Origin of the sequence: Actinokineospora alba, from assembly GCF_004362515.1 — a bacterium.
GTDB lineage: Bacteria > Actinomycetota > Actinomycetes > Mycobacteriales > Pseudonocardiaceae > Actinokineospora > Actinokineospora alba.
Map to the genome: position 1 here is coordinate 6,626,621 of NZ_SNXU01000001.1, position 15,035 is coordinate 6,641,655.

General features: G+C 69.8%; 13 protein-coding genes. 7 read left to right on the forward strand and 6 right to left on the reverse strand.

Going from position 1 to position 15,035, the window contains the following annotated elements; genetic code table 11:
* Nucleotides 1–4: 4 nt before the first annotated feature.
* Genes C8E96_RS29880 through C8E96_RS29890 form a run of 3 tightly spaced genes read left to right on the forward strand, consistent with a single transcriptional unit; the run spans nucleotide 5 to nucleotide 2,648 of the window.
* The gene (locus tag C8E96_RS29880) at nucleotides 5–820 is read left to right on the forward strand and encodes a hypothetical protein (RefSeq protein WP_091377433.1); all 816 of its coding nucleotides are present in this window, start codon (nucleotides 5–7) and stop codon (nucleotides 818–820) included.
* Between the two features lie 5 nt (nucleotides 821–825).
* Nucleotides 826–1,710 (forward strand): branched-chain-amino-acid transaminase, encoded by an 885-nt coding sequence (ilvE, locus tag C8E96_RS29885; protein WP_091377430.1) that lies wholly within the window; start codon nucleotides 826–828, stop codon nucleotides 1,708–1,710.
* A complete protein-coding gene (locus tag C8E96_RS29890; RefSeq protein WP_091377426.1) occupies nucleotides 1,710–2,648 on the forward strand; it encodes an AEC family transporter in 939 nt (312 codons plus the stop codon). Before ilvE ends, C8E96_RS29890 begins: the two co-directional genes overlap by 1 nt.
* A gap of 31 nt (nucleotides 2,649–2,679) precedes the next feature.
* Here C8E96_RS29890 and C8E96_RS29895 read toward each other — a convergent pair whose 3' ends face one another.
* The gene (locus C8E96_RS29895) at nucleotides 2,680–3,120 is read right to left on the reverse strand and encodes a histidine triad (HIT) protein (RefSeq protein WP_228769996.1); all 441 of its coding nucleotides are present in this window, start codon (nucleotides 3,118–3,120) and stop codon (nucleotides 2,680–2,682) included.
* Between the two features lie 60 nt (nucleotides 3,121–3,180).
* The gene (locus C8E96_RS29900; protein ID WP_091377421.1) at nucleotides 3,181–3,621 is read right to left on the reverse strand and encodes a hypothetical protein; all 441 of its coding nucleotides are present in this window, start codon (nucleotides 3,619–3,621) and stop codon (nucleotides 3,181–3,183) included.
* Between the two features lie 92 nt (nucleotides 3,622–3,713).
* Between C8E96_RS29900 and C8E96_RS29905 the strand changes: the two genes are divergently transcribed.
* Both C8E96_RS29905 and C8E96_RS29910 read left to right on the forward strand, forming a co-directional pair.
* Nucleotides 3,714–6,449, forward strand: a complete 2,736-nt coding sequence (locus tag C8E96_RS29905) for an ATP-binding protein (RefSeq protein ID WP_091378189.1) — start codon at nucleotides 3,714–3,716, stop codon at nucleotides 6,447–6,449.
* 127 nt (nucleotides 6,450–6,576) lie between these two features.
* Nucleotides 6,577–6,945 carry a YciI family protein gene (locus C8E96_RS29910; protein ID WP_091377417.1) on the forward strand — a complete coding sequence of 123 codons (369 nt, stop codon included), beginning with the start codon at nucleotides 6,577–6,579 and terminating at the stop codon, nucleotides 6,943–6,945.
* Between the two features lie 45 nt (nucleotides 6,946–6,990).
* On the opposite strand, the gene C8E96_RS29915 is transcribed toward C8E96_RS29910, so the two are convergent.
* Together C8E96_RS29915 and C8E96_RS33595 are read right to left on the reverse strand one after the other, a co-directional pair.
* Nucleotides 6,991–9,330 (reverse strand): ATP-binding protein, encoded by a 2,340-nt coding sequence (locus C8E96_RS29915; protein WP_228769995.1) that lies wholly within the window; start codon nucleotides 9,328–9,330, stop codon nucleotides 6,991–6,993.
* A 4-nt stretch (nucleotides 9,331–9,334) separates the two neighbouring features.
* Nucleotides 9,335–9,877 (reverse strand): cupin domain-containing protein, encoded by a 543-nt coding sequence (locus C8E96_RS33595; protein ID WP_166658162.1) that lies wholly within the window; start codon nucleotides 9,875–9,877, stop codon nucleotides 9,335–9,337.
* A gap of 126 nt (nucleotides 9,878–10,003) precedes the next feature.
* On the opposite strand from C8E96_RS33595, the gene C8E96_RS29925 reads away from it, so the two are divergent.
* Nucleotides 10,004–11,065, forward strand: coding sequence for a response regulator transcription factor (locus tag C8E96_RS29925; protein ID WP_166658163.1), 1,062 nt, complete (start codon nucleotides 10,004–10,006; stop codon nucleotides 11,063–11,065).
* A 20-nt stretch (nucleotides 11,066–11,085) separates the two neighbouring features.
* On the opposite strand, the gene C8E96_RS29930 is transcribed toward C8E96_RS29925, so the two are convergent.
* Entirely contained in the window at nucleotides 11,086–11,967 is an 882-nt protein-coding gene (locus C8E96_RS29930; protein ID WP_133794886.1) for a hypothetical protein, read from the reverse strand.
* Between the two features lie 427 nt (nucleotides 11,968–12,394).
* Between C8E96_RS29930 and C8E96_RS29935 the strand changes: the two genes are divergently transcribed.
* Nucleotides 12,395–12,688: a hypothetical protein gene (locus tag C8E96_RS29935; RefSeq protein WP_091377403.1), complete on the forward strand. Its 294-nt coding sequence runs from the start codon at nucleotides 12,395–12,397 to the stop codon at nucleotides 12,686–12,688.
* Between the two features lie 112 nt (nucleotides 12,689–12,800).
* Here C8E96_RS29935 and C8E96_RS29940 read toward each other — a convergent pair whose 3' ends face one another.
* Entirely contained in the window at nucleotides 12,801–15,020 is a 2,220-nt protein-coding gene (locus tag C8E96_RS29940; protein ID WP_091377399.1) for an alpha-amylase family glycosyl hydrolase, read from the reverse strand.
* Between the last annotated feature and the right edge of the window lie 15 nt (nucleotides 15,021–15,035).

The following is a 15,035-nucleotide window of genomic DNA, read 5'->3' on the forward strand; positions in this document are numbered from 1 at the left end:
CCCCGTGAGCACGCCCGAAATCCAGTCGATCCTGGCCAATGTCACCAAGGCCGACATCAAGCGCGACCCGTTCCCGCACATCGTGATCCGCGACGTGCTGAACGACGAGCTGTACCAGGCGCTGGCGGAGACCATGCCGACCGCCGAGTACATCTCGGAGAAGATCGGCAAGAAGATCGTCTCCAACGAGCGCTACAACTACATGTCCGAGCTGATCCGCAAGGACGACACGATCGCCCAGGTGTGGAAGGACTTCGTCGCCTACCACGCGTCGCCGGAGTTCTACGAGCAGTTCCTCGACCTGTTCTACGACGATCTCCTCGCCTCGCACCCGGAGGTCGAGGAGAAGTACGGCAAGCTGCGCGACCTGCGCGTCGGCCGCCGCGGCTTCGACACCCACGAGACCCACGACATCCTGATGGACTGCACCGCGGTCATCGGCTCGCCGGTCGTCGGCACGCCCACGTCCTACCGCGGCCCGCACGTCGACAAGCCGTACAAGCTCTTCGGCGGCCTGTTCTACATGCGGCTGCCGGAGGACGACGCGGTCGGCGGCGACCTGGTGCTCTACAAGTACCGCAGCGACGACCACAAGTTCTACGCGTCGAAGTCGGAGTACGGCGACAGCCGCTTCGACATCGACCCGCAGTACGTCGAGGAAGTCACCACGATTCCCTACTCCAGCAACGTCCTGGTGATGTACCCGATCAACCGCTACGCGCTGCACGGCGTCTCGGTGCGCGAGATCACCGACCACCAGCGCCGCTTCGTCGCCTTCGTCGGCGACATGCAGGACATGCTGTTCGACCTGGAGGTCTGACCGCGATGGTGCCATTCGACCAGCGCACCGGGCACATCTGGCTCGACGGCGGGTTCGTCGACTGGGCGGAAGCGAAGATCCATGTCCTCACCCACGGGCTGCACTACGCGAGCAGCATCTTCGAGGGCGTCCGGGTCTACGGCGGCAAGCCGTTCCTGCTGCGCGAGCACGTGGAACGGCTGCGCGTCTCGGCGCACATCCTGGACTTCGACCTGCCGCACACCGACGACGAACTGTGCGCGGCGACGGTGGAGGTGGTGGCCAAGGCGGGCTTCGCCGACGGCTACATCCGGATGAACGCCTGGCGCGGCTCGGAGGTCATCCAGACCGCGGCGCCGAAGACGTCGGTCCACCTGTCGGTCGCCGCCTGGGAGATCCCGAGCGGCTACTACGCGGCGGCGGACGCGCTGGAGAAGGGGATCTCCCTGCAGACCGGGCAGTACCGGCGTCCGTCGGCGGACTCGGCGCCGGTCAAGAGCAAGGCCGCGGGCAACTACATGATCGGCACCGTGAGCAAGAACCTGGCGCTGCGCGCCGGGTTCGACGACGCGATGCTGCTCGACACCGACGGCATGATCGCGGAATCCACCGGCGCGCACATCTTCTTCACCAAGGACGGCACGCTGCACACGCCGACCACGAAGTGCACGATCGAGGGGATCACGCGGGCCACCGTCCTCGACCTCGCCGCCCGGCAGGGCATCGAGTGCGTGGAGGCGGAACTCGCGCCGGAGTTCGTCGCCGAGGCCGACGGCGCGTTCATCTGCGGCACGGCCTGCGAGATCCTGCCGGTGTCGCGGATCGACGACCACACCTACGACCTCGCGGGCAACAAGGTCATCGCCACGCTGATCACCGAGTACGCGTCGCTGACCCGTAGCGCGAACTGATGGACGCGATCGCCGCGCTCGGCAAGCTGGTGCCGGTGGCACTGGCCTTCGGGTTCGGCGCGTTCTTCGCCAAGCGCAAGATCATCCCGAGCGAGGCGGCGAGCGTCTTCACCGACTTCGCGTTCCTGTTCGCGATCCCGTGCTACCTGTTCGGCAAGATCTACACCAGCGACCTCGGGCACCTGTTCGACATCCGGGCCATCTCGGCGTACGCGGCGAGCGCGGCGCTGTGCGTGGTGGCCGTAGGCGTGCTGGCGCACATGTTCACGCAGGGCGGTGCCCGCGGCATCGCCCTGCGGATCATGGCCGGGGTGCAGGTGAACACCGCGTACTTCGCGGTCCCGGTGTTCATCATGCTCTTCGGCGACGCCGCGCCGATCTTCCCGATCCTGCTGCTGCAGGTGTGCCTGCTGTCCACCGTGGTCATCTCGATCATGGAGTTCGGCGGCGCGGGGCGCACGAGCGTCAAACTCGCCCGCGCGGTGTGGGCGTCGCTGAACACGCCGGTGGTGCTGGCGTGCAACCTCGCGATCGCGTTCAACCTGTTGTCGTGGAACGTTCCCAGCGTTCTGTTGGACGGGTTGGCGTTCGTCGGCGACAGCGCGTCGCCGGTCGCCCTGTTCGCCCTGGGTCTCTACCTCGGCGGCGCGGGAATCGCGATCCGGGGCACCACCCGCGAGGAGATCGCGCTCATCGCGATGAAGTGCGTGGTGTTCCCGCTCGTGACGCTCGTGGTGTGCGCCCACGTCTTCGGCGTCACCGGCGACTGGCTCAAGTACCTGGTACTGATCGCGGCGATGCCGTCGCCGCAGAACCTGTTCATCTTCGCCCAGCGCTACGACACCGAGGTCGACATGGCCGCGGCGGTGGTGGTGAAGAGTTCGGTGGTCACGCTGCTGCTGCTGCCGCTGTGGGTGCAGTGGGCGCACACGGCCTAGGCGGTGGGCACCCGGATGGCCTTGGACGCGGTCAGTCCAGGTGAAGGGCCAACCGGACGCACAGTTCGGCCACCTCACCGACACCCCCGCGCTTCGCGCCCGGCCACTGCGCGCTTTCCATCCACGGGTACGGCTCCGGCGTGCCCCGGTAGCGGGCGAACAGGTGCTGGTGGAAGTGCGCGACAGCGCGGCCGACGATCGCGGAGAAGACGAACTCGGGGTCAAGCTCAGCGCGGAGGCCCCGGGCCGCCCGCCAGGCCGCTCTGGCGACGGCCCCGGCCTCGACTTCGGTCAGCGCGTCCAGCGACGGGGCGTGGCGGCGGCTTTCCACGAACAGGTACCCCAGCACGGTTGTGCCGTCGTCGCCTACCGGTCGGTGCGACACGATCACGTGTTCGTCAGCCCAGACCCGGTGACCGACCAGCGGGCCTTCCCCGCGGTGCTTGGCACAGATCAGACACCCCTCAGCCACGCCTCCACACTAGGCGCCACGGCTGCCACAGCACGACCGAAACGTGCCGGACTATCCCGGTCAGCGCCTGCCGGTGGCCAGGATGACGAGGAACTGGCCGCCGCCCGCCTCCACGGCCGCGGTCACCGGCAGCCCAGGTACCAGCCGGGAGAACCGGTCCACCAGCCAGTCCGCCGCCTCCTGCGCGTCCTGCTTGGTCGGACACCGGGCGACCATCTCCCGGCCTCCCTTGCGCTCCAACCGCCCGGCGACGGTGATCAGTGGCGCGGGCTCGACCACGTGCAGGCGGTCCGGCCAGGGGATGACCACCTTGACCGCGCCCTTGCGCGTGTTGCACCCCCGGTGCGCGAGCCGCTCCGCGACCTTCGCCTTGCGGTCGGCGGTCCGGCTGTCGACGCTGGGCCCCCGCGAGTCATTCACCGACATGTCGGCGTCGACCGGCTCGTCGCACACCCAGCACCGCCAGCCATCGCGCTCGGCCACTTCATCCAGGGAGCTCACCCGGGCAAACTAGCCTGCTCGGCCGCCGCCCCATTCACCGCGCCCGGGTGAACCACCCATCCCCCGTATCGCTACGGATTAGGGTGACCGCCATGTCGCTGGTGGGAAGGGACGCCGAGCAGGCGCGGATTCGACGCCTGCTGGCAGACGCGTGCGAAGAACGCAGCGGCGCGCTGGGGCTGCGGGGTGCGGCGGGCATCGGGAAATCGGTCCTTCTCGACCACGCTGTGTCGATCGCCGAAGCCGAGGGCGGCATGCGCGTGGTCCGCGGGGCCGGGGTCGAGTCCGACTCCGAGCTGGCCTACGGCGGCCTGCATCAACTGCTGTTTCCGCACCTGGACCGGTTGGACGCCCTCCCCACTCCCCAGGCCACGGCCCTGCGTTGCGCTTTCGGCCTGGCCGAGGGAGACGACGCCAACCGGTTCCTGATCTCCGCGGGCACCCTGTCGCTGCTCGCCGACCTGGCCGAGGACGCGCCGCTGCTGTGCGTGATCGACGACCTGCAATGGCTCGACCAGGGTTCGGTGGAGGCGCTGTTGTTCGCGGCCCGCCGCTTCGTCGCCGACCCGATCGCGATGCTGTTCGCGGTGCGTGAGACGTCGGTGCCGTTCGTCATCGCGGGTGTCGAGGTCGTGGACCTGTCCGGCCTCGCCGCGCCCGATGCCGCCCGACTGCTCGACGGCCACGCGCCGGAACTGAACGAACCGGTGCGGACCCGGGTCCTCGCGGAGTCCAGCGGCAATCCACTGGCGATCATCGAGCTCGGGTCGGCGCGGCTCGCGGCACCCGATGTCGACGAGTCCGACCCAGCCGAGCAGGTCGGCCCGCTGCCGGTGACCCGCCGCGTGCAGGAGGCGTTCCGCCACCAGATCGTGGAGCTTCCCGAGCCCACCCAACGGGCGCTTCTGGTGGCGGCGGCCGACACGGCGGCGCCCCTCGCGACGATCCTGCACGTGATCGAATCCCTCGGTGGCGCCCCCGGCGACCTGGCGCCCGCCGAACGCGACCGGCTGGTCCGGATCGACAGCCGGATCACGTTCCGCCACCCCCTGGTGCGCGCGGCCGCCTACCAGGACGCGCCGCTGCACCGGCGGATCGAGGTCCACCGCGCGTACGCCGAGGCGCTGCGCGCGGACGCCGACGCCGACCGTCGGGCCTGGCACCTCGCCGCTGCCACGACCACCCCCGACGAGGTCGTGGCCGCCGAACTCGAAGCCGTGGCGGAGCGGGCCTGGCACCGGGGCGGCGCGATGGCCGTGTGCGCCGCCTACGAACGCGCCGGTCGGCTCAGTGCCGACCGGGAGCGCAAGGCCCGGCGGATCGCCCGGGCCAGCCAGGCCGCGTTCGACGCGGGCAAGGCCGACCGCGCCGCCCGGCTGGCGGCCGAGGCGCTCGCGCTCACCGCCGACCCCGGCATCCGGGCCGACGCCATCTACACCCGCGGCGCCGTGGAGTACGAGCGCACGTCGCCGCGGGCCGACGCGGAGCTGGCGCTCGGGGCCACCGAGTTGGTGCGCGACACCGATCCGGAGCGCATGGCGCTCACGCTTTTCGAGGCCGTGCACGCCGCCCGCCACGGTGCGGCGCACGACCTCCTGCAGCGGGCGGCGGAGCTGCTGCGCGGGTTCACCCCGCCGCAACACTGGGCAGCTGTTGTCACCGCCCTTATCGGGTGGGCGGAGCTCTTCGCCGGACGCCCGGAGCGGGCCGTCGGCCCGATGCGCGATCTCCACACCGCCACCAGCGTCGACGGGAACGACCTGATGTGTCGCATCACGGTCGGGTTCGGCGGGCTCATGATCGCCGACGACGACGTCGTGGCCGCCGGGACCGAGGACATGCTGGCCAAGGTGCGGGCCACCGGGGCGTTGGGGTGGGTTCCGTACACCCTGAACGTGCTCGCCGTGGCGCGGCTGCTCCGCGGCGAGTTCGCGGACGCCCGCGCGTGTGTGGCCGAAGGCGCTGCCGTGAGCGCCGAATTCGGGAACACGACCGAGAACCTGGCCCACCGGTCGGTGGAGGTGTGGCTGCACGCCGTGTCGGGTGACGAGGCACGCTGCCGAGCTCTCGCCGAGGAGGTGCTCCCCCGCGCCCGAGCCCGGCACCGGGTCAACGCCGAGATCGCGGCCTGGGGCCTCGGGATGCTCGACCTCTCCGCGCGGCGGTTCGGGGAAGCGCTCGACCGACTCGAGCAAGTGTCCCAAGGGCCTGCGAGCCGCGACCTCCTGGTGCGGGCGGTCCCGGACCTGGTGGAAGCAGCCGTGCGCGGCGGCATGCCGGATCGCGCCCACGGACCACTGGCGGCGTTCCGACACTGGGCCGAGCACGTCGACCGCCCGGTCGCCACCGGGCTCCTCCTGCGCTGCCAGGCCCTGCTGGCCAGCAGCGACGACACAGGCGACGCCGACGCGCTGTACGCCGAGGCGCTGCGGCTCCACGAGCGGCACGGCGGCCCCTACGAGCTCGCCCGCACCCAGCTGGTCTACGGCGAGTGGCTGCGCCGCAGGCGCCGCCGCACCGAGGCGCGCGGCAGGCTCGCGGCGGCGGTGTCCGCGTTCGAGCGCCTCGGCGCGGAGCTCTGGGCCGAGCGCGCGCGCGGCGAGCTGGCCGCCTTCGGCGAGCGGGGCGACGAGCCGCAGCGCAGCGGCCCGCTCACGCTGTTGACCCCGCAGGAGCTGCAGGTCGTGCGGCTGGCCGCCGACGGTCGTACCAACAAGGAGATCGCCGCACAGCTGTTCCTCAGCCCCCGGACCGTCGGCCACCACCTCTACAAGGCGTATCCGAAGCTCGGCGTCACCGGTCGCAATGAGCTGGCCCACCTCGTCTGATGGCCAAGGCCGGTCATCGGTGCCCGGACACCGGTAACGATGACCGATGCCGCACCCTGGAGTACCGCCTAACGTTTCCGACATCAGCAGGCGGCCGCCCGGCCGCACCGCTCGAATGGAGACGACGATGACGCAGTACTTCCTGAGCCTCCCCCACGACTCCGCCGAGGAGCCGACGATGGAGGGCATGGACCCCGCGGAGCTGCAGGAGATGATGGCCGCCGTCGAGGCGTTCAACACCGCCGTCAACGAAGCGGGCGCGTTCGTGACCGCGGGCGGCCTGCAGCCGCCGTCGAGCGCGACCACGGTGGACTACTCCGGTGACAGCCCCGTCCTCACCCCCGGCCCGTTCGTCGAGGCCGCGGAGTACCTCGGTGGCTTCTGGATCATCGAGGCCGAAAACGACGACGTCGCGATCGAGTGGGCCAAGCAGGCCTCGCGGGCGCTGCGCAGCAAGATCGAGGTGCGCGCCCTCCAGGAGGCGCCCGCCGGCTGAGGACCGCCTGGCGCTGGGGGTGGCAACCGCACGCAGGTGCCTGGGTCAGTCGCGTTCCGCCGGGGGCCTGCGGGCGGCGACCCAGGACGCGATCTGCGCGCGGTTGTGCACTTCCAGCTTGGTCAGGATGTGGTCGACGTGGGTCTCGGCGGTGCGGCGGGAGATCACCAGGCGGTCGGCGATCTCCTGGTTCGTCAGGCCCTCCGCGACGAGGTCGGCGATCTCGGCCTCCCGCTTGGTGAGCGGGCCGGTTTTGGGTCGCACGCCCGGCTGGGCGGCGGATTTCTCGTCGAGCGCGAAGGCGATGGCCTCGGCGGGCGAAAGCAGGCGGCCCCGGCTGATCTCCTCGACGATGGTGTCCTGGTCGAGCCGCTCGGTGACGATCCGGGTGTTGACGGCGACATGGTCGGCGAAGATCCCGTAGGACGTCGGATCCCCACCGACTTCCTGCCACACGGTGCCCGCCGCACCGGCCAGGCGGACGGCGTCAGTCAGCCTGCCGGTGCGCACCTGGCAGGCGGTGATGATGTTGAAGATGAGTCCGATCAGCACTCTGATGCCATCCGGGCCCTGCGTCCGCAACGCCTGGCGGCTCAGTTCCAGGGCGCGCCGGTAGTCGCCGACCAGGTATTCGGTCGCGCTCCACATGTAGAGCACCCAGGACCGCCACATGACCTCGCCCTGGTCGGCGTGTCGCCGCTCGACCGCCGCCAACACCTGCCTGCCGCGGTCGAGGTCACCGCTGACGCCGAGGGCGAGGCCGTGGTGCCGCAGCGCCCACAACTCGCCGTAGACCTCGCCCGCGGCCCCGAAGTCACGCGCCACGGCACCGAACAGCTCGGCCGCGAGCGGCAGGTCGTTGTCGAAGAAGGGGACGTGGGCCCGCACCAGGCGGACGTAGGTCATCGCCATCGGCTCACCGGACGCCTCAGCGGCCGCCTCGGCCTGCTCGATCAACTCGTCGTAGGCGGGCCGGTCCTGGTGCAGCAGCGCCAGGAACGCCGACATCCACAAGCCTCCCGCCCGGTCGGGAGCGTCGTCGGGCGCGGCCTTGAAAAGCACGGCGAACCGGTGCCGCGCCTCGACGAGCAGGCCCCGGGTGAACCAGTACTGCGTGATCGCGTTGAGCAGCCGCAGACCCAGAGTCGCCTCGTCCGGAGAGGTCGCGGAGAAATCCATCGCCGCGCCGAGGTTCGCGTGCTCCGTCCGCAACCGCGCGAGCCAGGCGTGCTGCCGCGGACCGAACCAGTCGGCCTCGAACCGCTGCGCGACCGACAGGTAGAAGTCCCGATGCCCGCGGCGAAGACGGTCCAGCTCTCCGGTGGACAACTGGTCCTGGCCGTACTGCCGCACCATTTCCAGCATCCGGTACCGGGCCGTGCCGTCGTGCTCCTCACGCTGCAGGATCGACTTGTCCAGCAGCCCGTCGAGTGTGTCCAGCACGTCGGCGGCGGACAGACCTGCTCCGGCGCAGACCGCCTCGGCGGCGCGCAGGTCGAAACTGCCCGCGAACACCGTGGCCCTGGCCCACAGCAGACGCTCCTGCTCGGTGCACAGCTCATGGCTCCAGCCAAGCAGCGCGCGCAGCGTGCCGTGCCGTTCGGGGCCCGCCCGCCTGCCCGCGCTCAGCAGCGTGAACCGCTCGTGGAGCCGGTCGGCAAGCTGACCCACCGACAACGATCGCAGCCGGACCGCGGCCAGTTCGATGGCCAGCGGCACGCCCTCCACCGCCTGGCACACGCGTCGCACGTCGTCGGCGTTCACCGGTGTGACGGCGAACCCGGGCACCACCGCTACCGCCCGCTCCACGAGCAGCCGCACGGAGTCGGAGTCGGTCAGATTCCGCGTGTCGGCGGGCACGTCCAGTGGCGGCACGGTCAGCACCCGTTCACCGTCGACCCCGAGCGACTGCCTGCTGGTGGCCAGCAGCACCAGCTTCGGGCAGCCGACGATCAGCGCGTGCGCCAGGGCCGCGCACGCGGGCTGAAGGTGCTCGCAGTTGTCCAGCACCACCAGCATCCGGCGTCGCCGCAACTGCTCGACCAGCAGGTCGACCGGCGGACGCGTGGACTGGTTGCCCAACCCCAGTGCCGCGGAGACCGCGCTGACCAGGAGCTCCGGGTCCGCCAACTCGGCCAGGCCGACGAACGCCGCCCCATCGGCGAAGGCGCCGCGCGCCGCGCGCGCGGCCTGCGTGGCCAACCGGGTCTTGCCGACCCCACCCGGGCCGGTCAGCGTCACCAGCCGGGACTGGCCCAGCAGCCGCCTGACCTCCTGGGTCTCCGCCCGACGGCCGACATAGGAGCTTGGCTGCTCGGGAAGCGAGCCCGCCGAACGCGTCACTTGACCAGCGGTATCCCCGGCGAGCGTCTCCGTCGGCTGCACGGCCTCAGCGTAATGGCGCAGCGTCGACCGAGCGCGCGTCGACCGAGGTGCTGAAGCGGACGCCCGCGGCGGAGTACGCGGCGAGGACGGTGGCCATGAGGTCGGCGGGCGGTGGCCCGTCCGGGATCTCGGGCGGGATCAACGCCTGGGCCGGTTCGCTGAGTTCGTCGAATGTCGTCTCCAGCCCGGCGGGGCTGATGATCAGCAGGAAGTGCGCTTCCGGGCTGGTGATGGTGAAGCCGTGCTCGACGCCGCGTGGCAGATACACGAGCTGGCCCGCGGAGGTGGGCATGGCCTGTTCGCCCGCGCGGAACGTGATCTCGCCGCTGATCACGAGCATGGCCTCGTCCTCGTGGGTGTGGGTGTGCGGCGGCGGCTCGGAGCCCGGTCGGGCGTGCACGTCGGCCAGGGCGAACGCACCGCCGGTGTCCTCGGCGCGGGCGAGCCAGGTGAACAGCGCGCCCAGGTACCACTGCGACACGCCGAGGGCGGGGCCGCGCTGGTACGGGTTGGTCAGGATCTCGGATGAATCGTTCACGGTGGTCATCGCTGGAACCTCCTGTGGCCTCGGGTGATGCCTGGTGCGAACCGACGCTAGGTTCGGGTCAGGACACGGTGCTATCCCAAGAACTCGGGGTTCCGGATGGTTCGTGGCGCGCGGATGATGGATTCCGTGCGAACCGACCAGATCGACCGGGCTCGGGCCAGGCTTCGCGACCTCGCCCGCTCTGCGCAGGACTCCTCGGGCTACCGCCGAGGGGTCCTCGAGGTGATCGAGACGTTGGTGCCGTGGGACGGCGCGGTGTTCGTCGAGTTCGACCCGGCCAGCCATCTGGCCACCGCGGCGACGTGCGTGGACCTCGATGCCGACCAGTGCGCGACGGCCTTCGACATCGAGCTCGGCGCGCGCGACAGCGACGGATACGAGCAGATGGCCGACGCGGGCACCGCGGTGGCCACGCTCAGCCGCAGGCTGGGCGATCAGCGCGGCCATAGCGCGCGCTACCGCGAGCTATACCAGCCGTTCGGGTTGCACGACGAACTGCGGGCGGTCGCACAGTCCGCCGGGTCCTGCTGGGGCGGCCTGTCCCTGGCTCGCGAACCCGGACGCGACTTCACCGACGACGACGCGGCCGCCATCGGCGCCATCCAGGGCGTGATCGCCGAGGGCCTGCGGGCGATGCTGGTGCGTGGCGCGGTCACACAGCCGCCGCCCACCGGGCCCGCCGTGATCATCCTCGGACCCGATGGCGCAGTGGAAAGCGGCACAGACCAGGCCCTGGCGCTGCTGGCCCGACCCGACCAGTCCGAGCCCGCCGCCTTCGCACCGGCCGTCCACGCCGTCGCCGCACGGGTACGCGCCAGCTCCACCGGCATCGCCCGAGCCCGGTTGCGCGGCGCCGACGGGACCTGGCTCGTGCTGCACGCCGCACCCCTGCGCACCGACGGCCCTGGGCGCGTCGTGGTGACGATCGAACCCGCCCGGCCCCCCGAGATCGTCACGATCGTCGCCGCGGTCATCGGCCTGAGCCCGCGCGAAACCGAGGTGCTCGAACACCTCCTCGCCGGCCGAACCAGCGTGGAGATCGCCCGCAAACTGTTCCTCAGCCCGCACACCGTGAACGACCACGTGCGGCACATCTTCGAGAAGACCGGCGTGCACACCCGCCAAGAACTGATGACCTGGCTCTTCTTCAGCCACTACGTCGACAGACTGAACACCGAGCCGAGTTAGTCCACGGCGATCGCCGCCGCTCAGCCTGTCGTGGCCTTGGCGACCAAGGTGTTGCCGCCGCCCGCGACCAACGCGTTCACCAGGGAGGTGAACGGGCCGCAGTTCGCGAGGGCCGAGATCGCGTACGCGCCGGTCACCGTTCCCCCTCCGGTGAGGCTGAATCCCTGACCGGACAAGCTCAACGTGGTGTTCGATCCGCACGCCGCACTGCCGGACACGATCGGAATCCCGGCGAAGGAGAAGTCGGTGACCGTGACCGCCAACGGGGCCTGAGCCGTGAGCACGCCGCCGTCGAGCGTTCCGGTCACGGCACCCGGGGTGAACCTGACCGTCGCCGTCGCGGGCACGGAACCGAAGAGCCGGAACGGAATCGTCGCCGTCGTGGCGCCCAGTGTCCCGGTGACCGCGTCGGTGCGCCGATCATGGTCGATGGCGAACGGGGCCGGGCCGATCGGCGCGTCCACGCCCAGCTTGGCGATGCGCGTCGTGCCGGTGGCCGACAAGTCGGCGTGCTGGACGGCGGGCAGGACGGTGTACTCGCCGATCTTCGGGAGGTTGGGAGACGCGAGACACCCGATCGACACCTCGCCGTGCCTGGTCAGCGACCCATCGGCTTTCCTGGCCGTGATCCCGGACCCGGCCAGGCCGGAGTACATCGCGTGTTTGCCGAGAGTCGTCGTGGGCAGGACGAACTTGGCCTTGCCCGACCACGACGCCCCTGGGCCGTAGGACCCCTGGGTAATGGGCAGCCCCGGTACGTCGATGCTCGCCCGGACAGGACCACGCATGTCGGGGTAGATCGTCATACTCGTACTGCCGTCGAGCGTGGTGGCTCCGGCGTCGATCAGCCGCCCGATCGCCACTCCGGAGACCCCACCCGAGAGGGAGGCCTCGATCTCCACGTGTTCACCTTCGTACACCGTCTCCGGCAAGTCGAACGTGGCACCGCCGTACGAGCTGACCTCAGCCTGCGGAAAGTCGGTGCCCGAGAGATAGCACGGGCCCGTTGCGTCTCCCACACTGACGGGTATCGCCGCGGCGGTCGGCGCGGTGAGCGCTCCGACAACGAGGACTGCCGTGGAGACAGCCGCGGCTCTTCTGGCTGATACGAACATGGTCTTTGACCCCCAAGTCACGTCGGTCACAATTCATTTCGAAACGTATCCGAAAGAGCCGACGCGACCCAGCCTCAATTCACGACAGTTTTCAGTGCGACTTCCATTGCGAACAGACAATTTGGGTAAGTCCTATTTCACCGCCCCTGGAGCAGGTGACCCTGCCCGACTTGTCGCGGCCGAGGAACCGTTCGTCGGATCCGAGCGTCGCAGGGTGGTGAACAGGCAACTCAAGCTCCTGATCGGCGGCCTCGTGTGCGCGCTGCTCCCGTATGTGCTCTTCATCGGGGCCAGCCAGGAGGTCGTGATCAACGGTGTGAAGACGGTCGACAACCGACTGAACATCGCCGGCGTCGTCGGCGGGCTCGCCGCGATCGCCATCGGGTGGCGAATGGCCATGCAGTGGGAAACCGAGTCCGACAAGGCACCGAAGTGGCGGATCGCCGCGGCGGCCATCGCACTGGCGGGCGCCGCACAGGTCGTATACAGCCTGGATCTGTTCCAGTGATGATGTCCGACAAACGTCTACTGGTTCTTCTGAACGACTCGAACGCGCCACGGCCCGCCGGGTGACCGGCGGGCCGTGGGTCGCGCGTTGTTCGGGTTGTCGATCCCGCTGTCTACGGCTGTTCGAAGACGTTGGGCGCGGGCGCGGTGCGGTCGACGGTGTGGACGACCTTGTCGGACACCGACACCCTTCCCGAGCTGTCGGTGGTGATGGCCTGGAAGGTCACCTCGGTGCCGTCGGCAAGCCCCTTGGTGTCATAGAGCACCTTGTAGTCCGGGTTGTCGTCGGTTCCGACGTGCGTCCACTTGCCGTTCTTGCCGACCTTGACAGCGAAGCTGACCTCGTGGAAACCCTGGCCGTGCACGGTCGCCCGGATGAACGGCCGCCCGTTGAGCTTGCCGCCCTGGGTGAGGTCCAGCGTGGTCGCGGCCGCCTTGCCGCCGTTGACGTCGGCCAGTGGCACGGCCGCCCGGTACACGACCGCCGACAGCGGCGGGACGGTCACGGTGAGCTTGCCCGCCGCGTCGGTGTTGTGCGTGCCGTCCGGGGTCGGGTACAGGCGGACGAACGGCGCGTTCGGCGAGTACGTCGGGACACTGGCGGTCTTCTCGGTCTCGCTGTTGTTCAGCGCGACCACGTACTCCACCTTCTCGTCGCGGTCGATGCGGGAGAAGGCGTAGACGCCGGGACCGTTGTCGGCGTGCCGGTGGACCTGCGCACCGTCGCGCAGGGCGGGGTGCTCAGCGGTGAGCTGGTTGAGCCGCTGCAGGTACCGGTACATCGGGTGGTTCTTGTCGAAGTTGGACGTCGCGGTGGTCGCGTCCGTGCCCAGCAGGTCGTTGTCGTTGTAGCTGCTTACCTTGCTGGGGAACATGTCCTCGCGGGCGTCCTGGTCGTTGCCGTCGCCGGTGAAGCCCTGCTCGTCGCCGTAGTACACCACCGGGTTGCCCCGGGCGAAGTACATCAGCTCGTGCGCCAGTTGCGACCGCCGTAGCGTCTCGGAGTTCGCGATGCCCGGGTTGTCGGCCTGGATCATCCAGCCGATGCGCCCGCGGTCGTGGTTGTCGACGAACGTGGGCAACTGGTAGGCGTTGGAGTCGCTGTCGGTGTACATGTCGTCGGTCTGGAAGAAGGTGGCGAGGTCCGCCGCCGACGCCGACTTGGACGCGAAGTTCCGCGCGTTGGCCTGGAAGGTGAAGTCCAGCACGGACTGGTACTTGCCCTCACCGGTGTAGGCCGACAGCTCGACGGGGTCCTCCACCGCGGCCTCGCCGAACATGTAGAAGTCCGGCCTGCCGTTGGCCCTGGCGTAGTCCAGCACCCCGGTGATGAACTGCTGCCAGAACGCCATGTTGACGTGGCGGGTGGTGTCGATCCGGTACCCGTCGATGTTGTACTGGGTGATCCAGTCCTGGAAGATCTTCGTCATCCCGGCGACGACCTCGGGCCGCTCGGTGAACACGTCGTCGAGGCCGAAGAAGTCGCCGTAGAGCGAGTCCTCGCCTTGGAACGTGGTCTCGCCGCGGTTGTGGTACATCGTCGGGTCGTTGAGCCACGCGGGCGACTTGACCGTCTTGTCCGCCTCGGTGCGGAACGTCGGGTTGTAGGGGAAGCTGGTTTCGGGGTCCAGCTTCGGGAAGACCGCCGCGGTCTCGTAGTCGCGGTCGTCGAACACCTTGCCGTCGGCGTCCTTGTACGGCTGGTCGGTCTTGGACCGGTAGGGCTGCTGCTCCCCTTCCTCGTAGCTGATGACGTCGCCGGTGTGGTTCACCACGATGTCGAAGAAGACCTTCATCCCGCGGGCGTGCGCCTGGCGGACCAGTTCCTTGAGGTCCTCCGCGGTGCCGACGTGCGGGTCGACCTGGTCGAACTTGGTGATCCAGTACCCGTGGTAGGACGCGGTGGTGTTGGTTTCGCCGGTGGGCAGCTTGCCCTCGAACAGCCAGTCGTTGTACATCGGCGGGGTGATCCAGATGGCGGTCTGGCCGAGGTCCTTGATGTAGTCGAGCCTGCTGGTCAGTCCTTTGAGGTCACCGCCGTGGTAGAAGCCCTTGTGCGTGGGGTCGTACTCGTTGACCGCCTCGCTGCTGGCCTGGTCGTCGTTGGTCGGGTCGCCGTTCTCGAACCGGTCGGTCATCAGGGAGTAGATGCGCTCCCTGGTGAGCGGGCTGCGCAGGCTCGGCTGGGCGAGTTGCTTGGCGTTGCCCACCTCGTCGGGCCCGGGGGCCGCGGCGGCGCCGGAGGGCGCCAGGGCCAGGGTCGCGCCGCACGTCCCGGCGAGGGCGGCGGCCGCCCAGCGCCGCCGGGCGCGGGTGTCTCTGTGTTTGGTCATGGTCTCCGCCTACCC

What these genes read in the sequence shown, in the direction of transcription:
- ilvE (WP_091377430.1), top strand. Translation starts at nt 826, where the DNA reads ATGGTGCCATTCGACCAGCGCACCGGGCACATCTGGCTCGACGGCGGG.
- C8E96_RS29890 (WP_091377426.1), top strand. Translation starts at nt 1,710, where the DNA reads ATGGACGCGATCGCCGCGCTCGGCAAGCTGGTGCCGGTGGCACTGGCC.
- C8E96_RS29905 (WP_091378189.1), top strand. Translation starts at nt 3,714, where the DNA reads ATGTCGCTGGTGGGAAGGGACGCCGAGCAGGCGCGGATTCGACGCCTG.
- C8E96_RS29910 (WP_091377417.1), top strand. Translation starts at nt 6,577, where the DNA reads ATGACGCAGTACTTCCTGAGCCTCCCCCACGACTCCGCCGAGGAGCCG.
- C8E96_RS33595 (WP_166658162.1), bottom strand. Translation starts at nt 9,877, where the DNA reads ATGACCACCGTGAACGATTCATCCGAGATCCTGACCAACCCGTACCAG.
- C8E96_RS29940 (WP_091377399.1), bottom strand. Translation starts at nt 15,020, where the DNA reads ATGACCAAACACAGAGACACCCGCGCCCGGCGGCGCTGGGCGGCCGCC.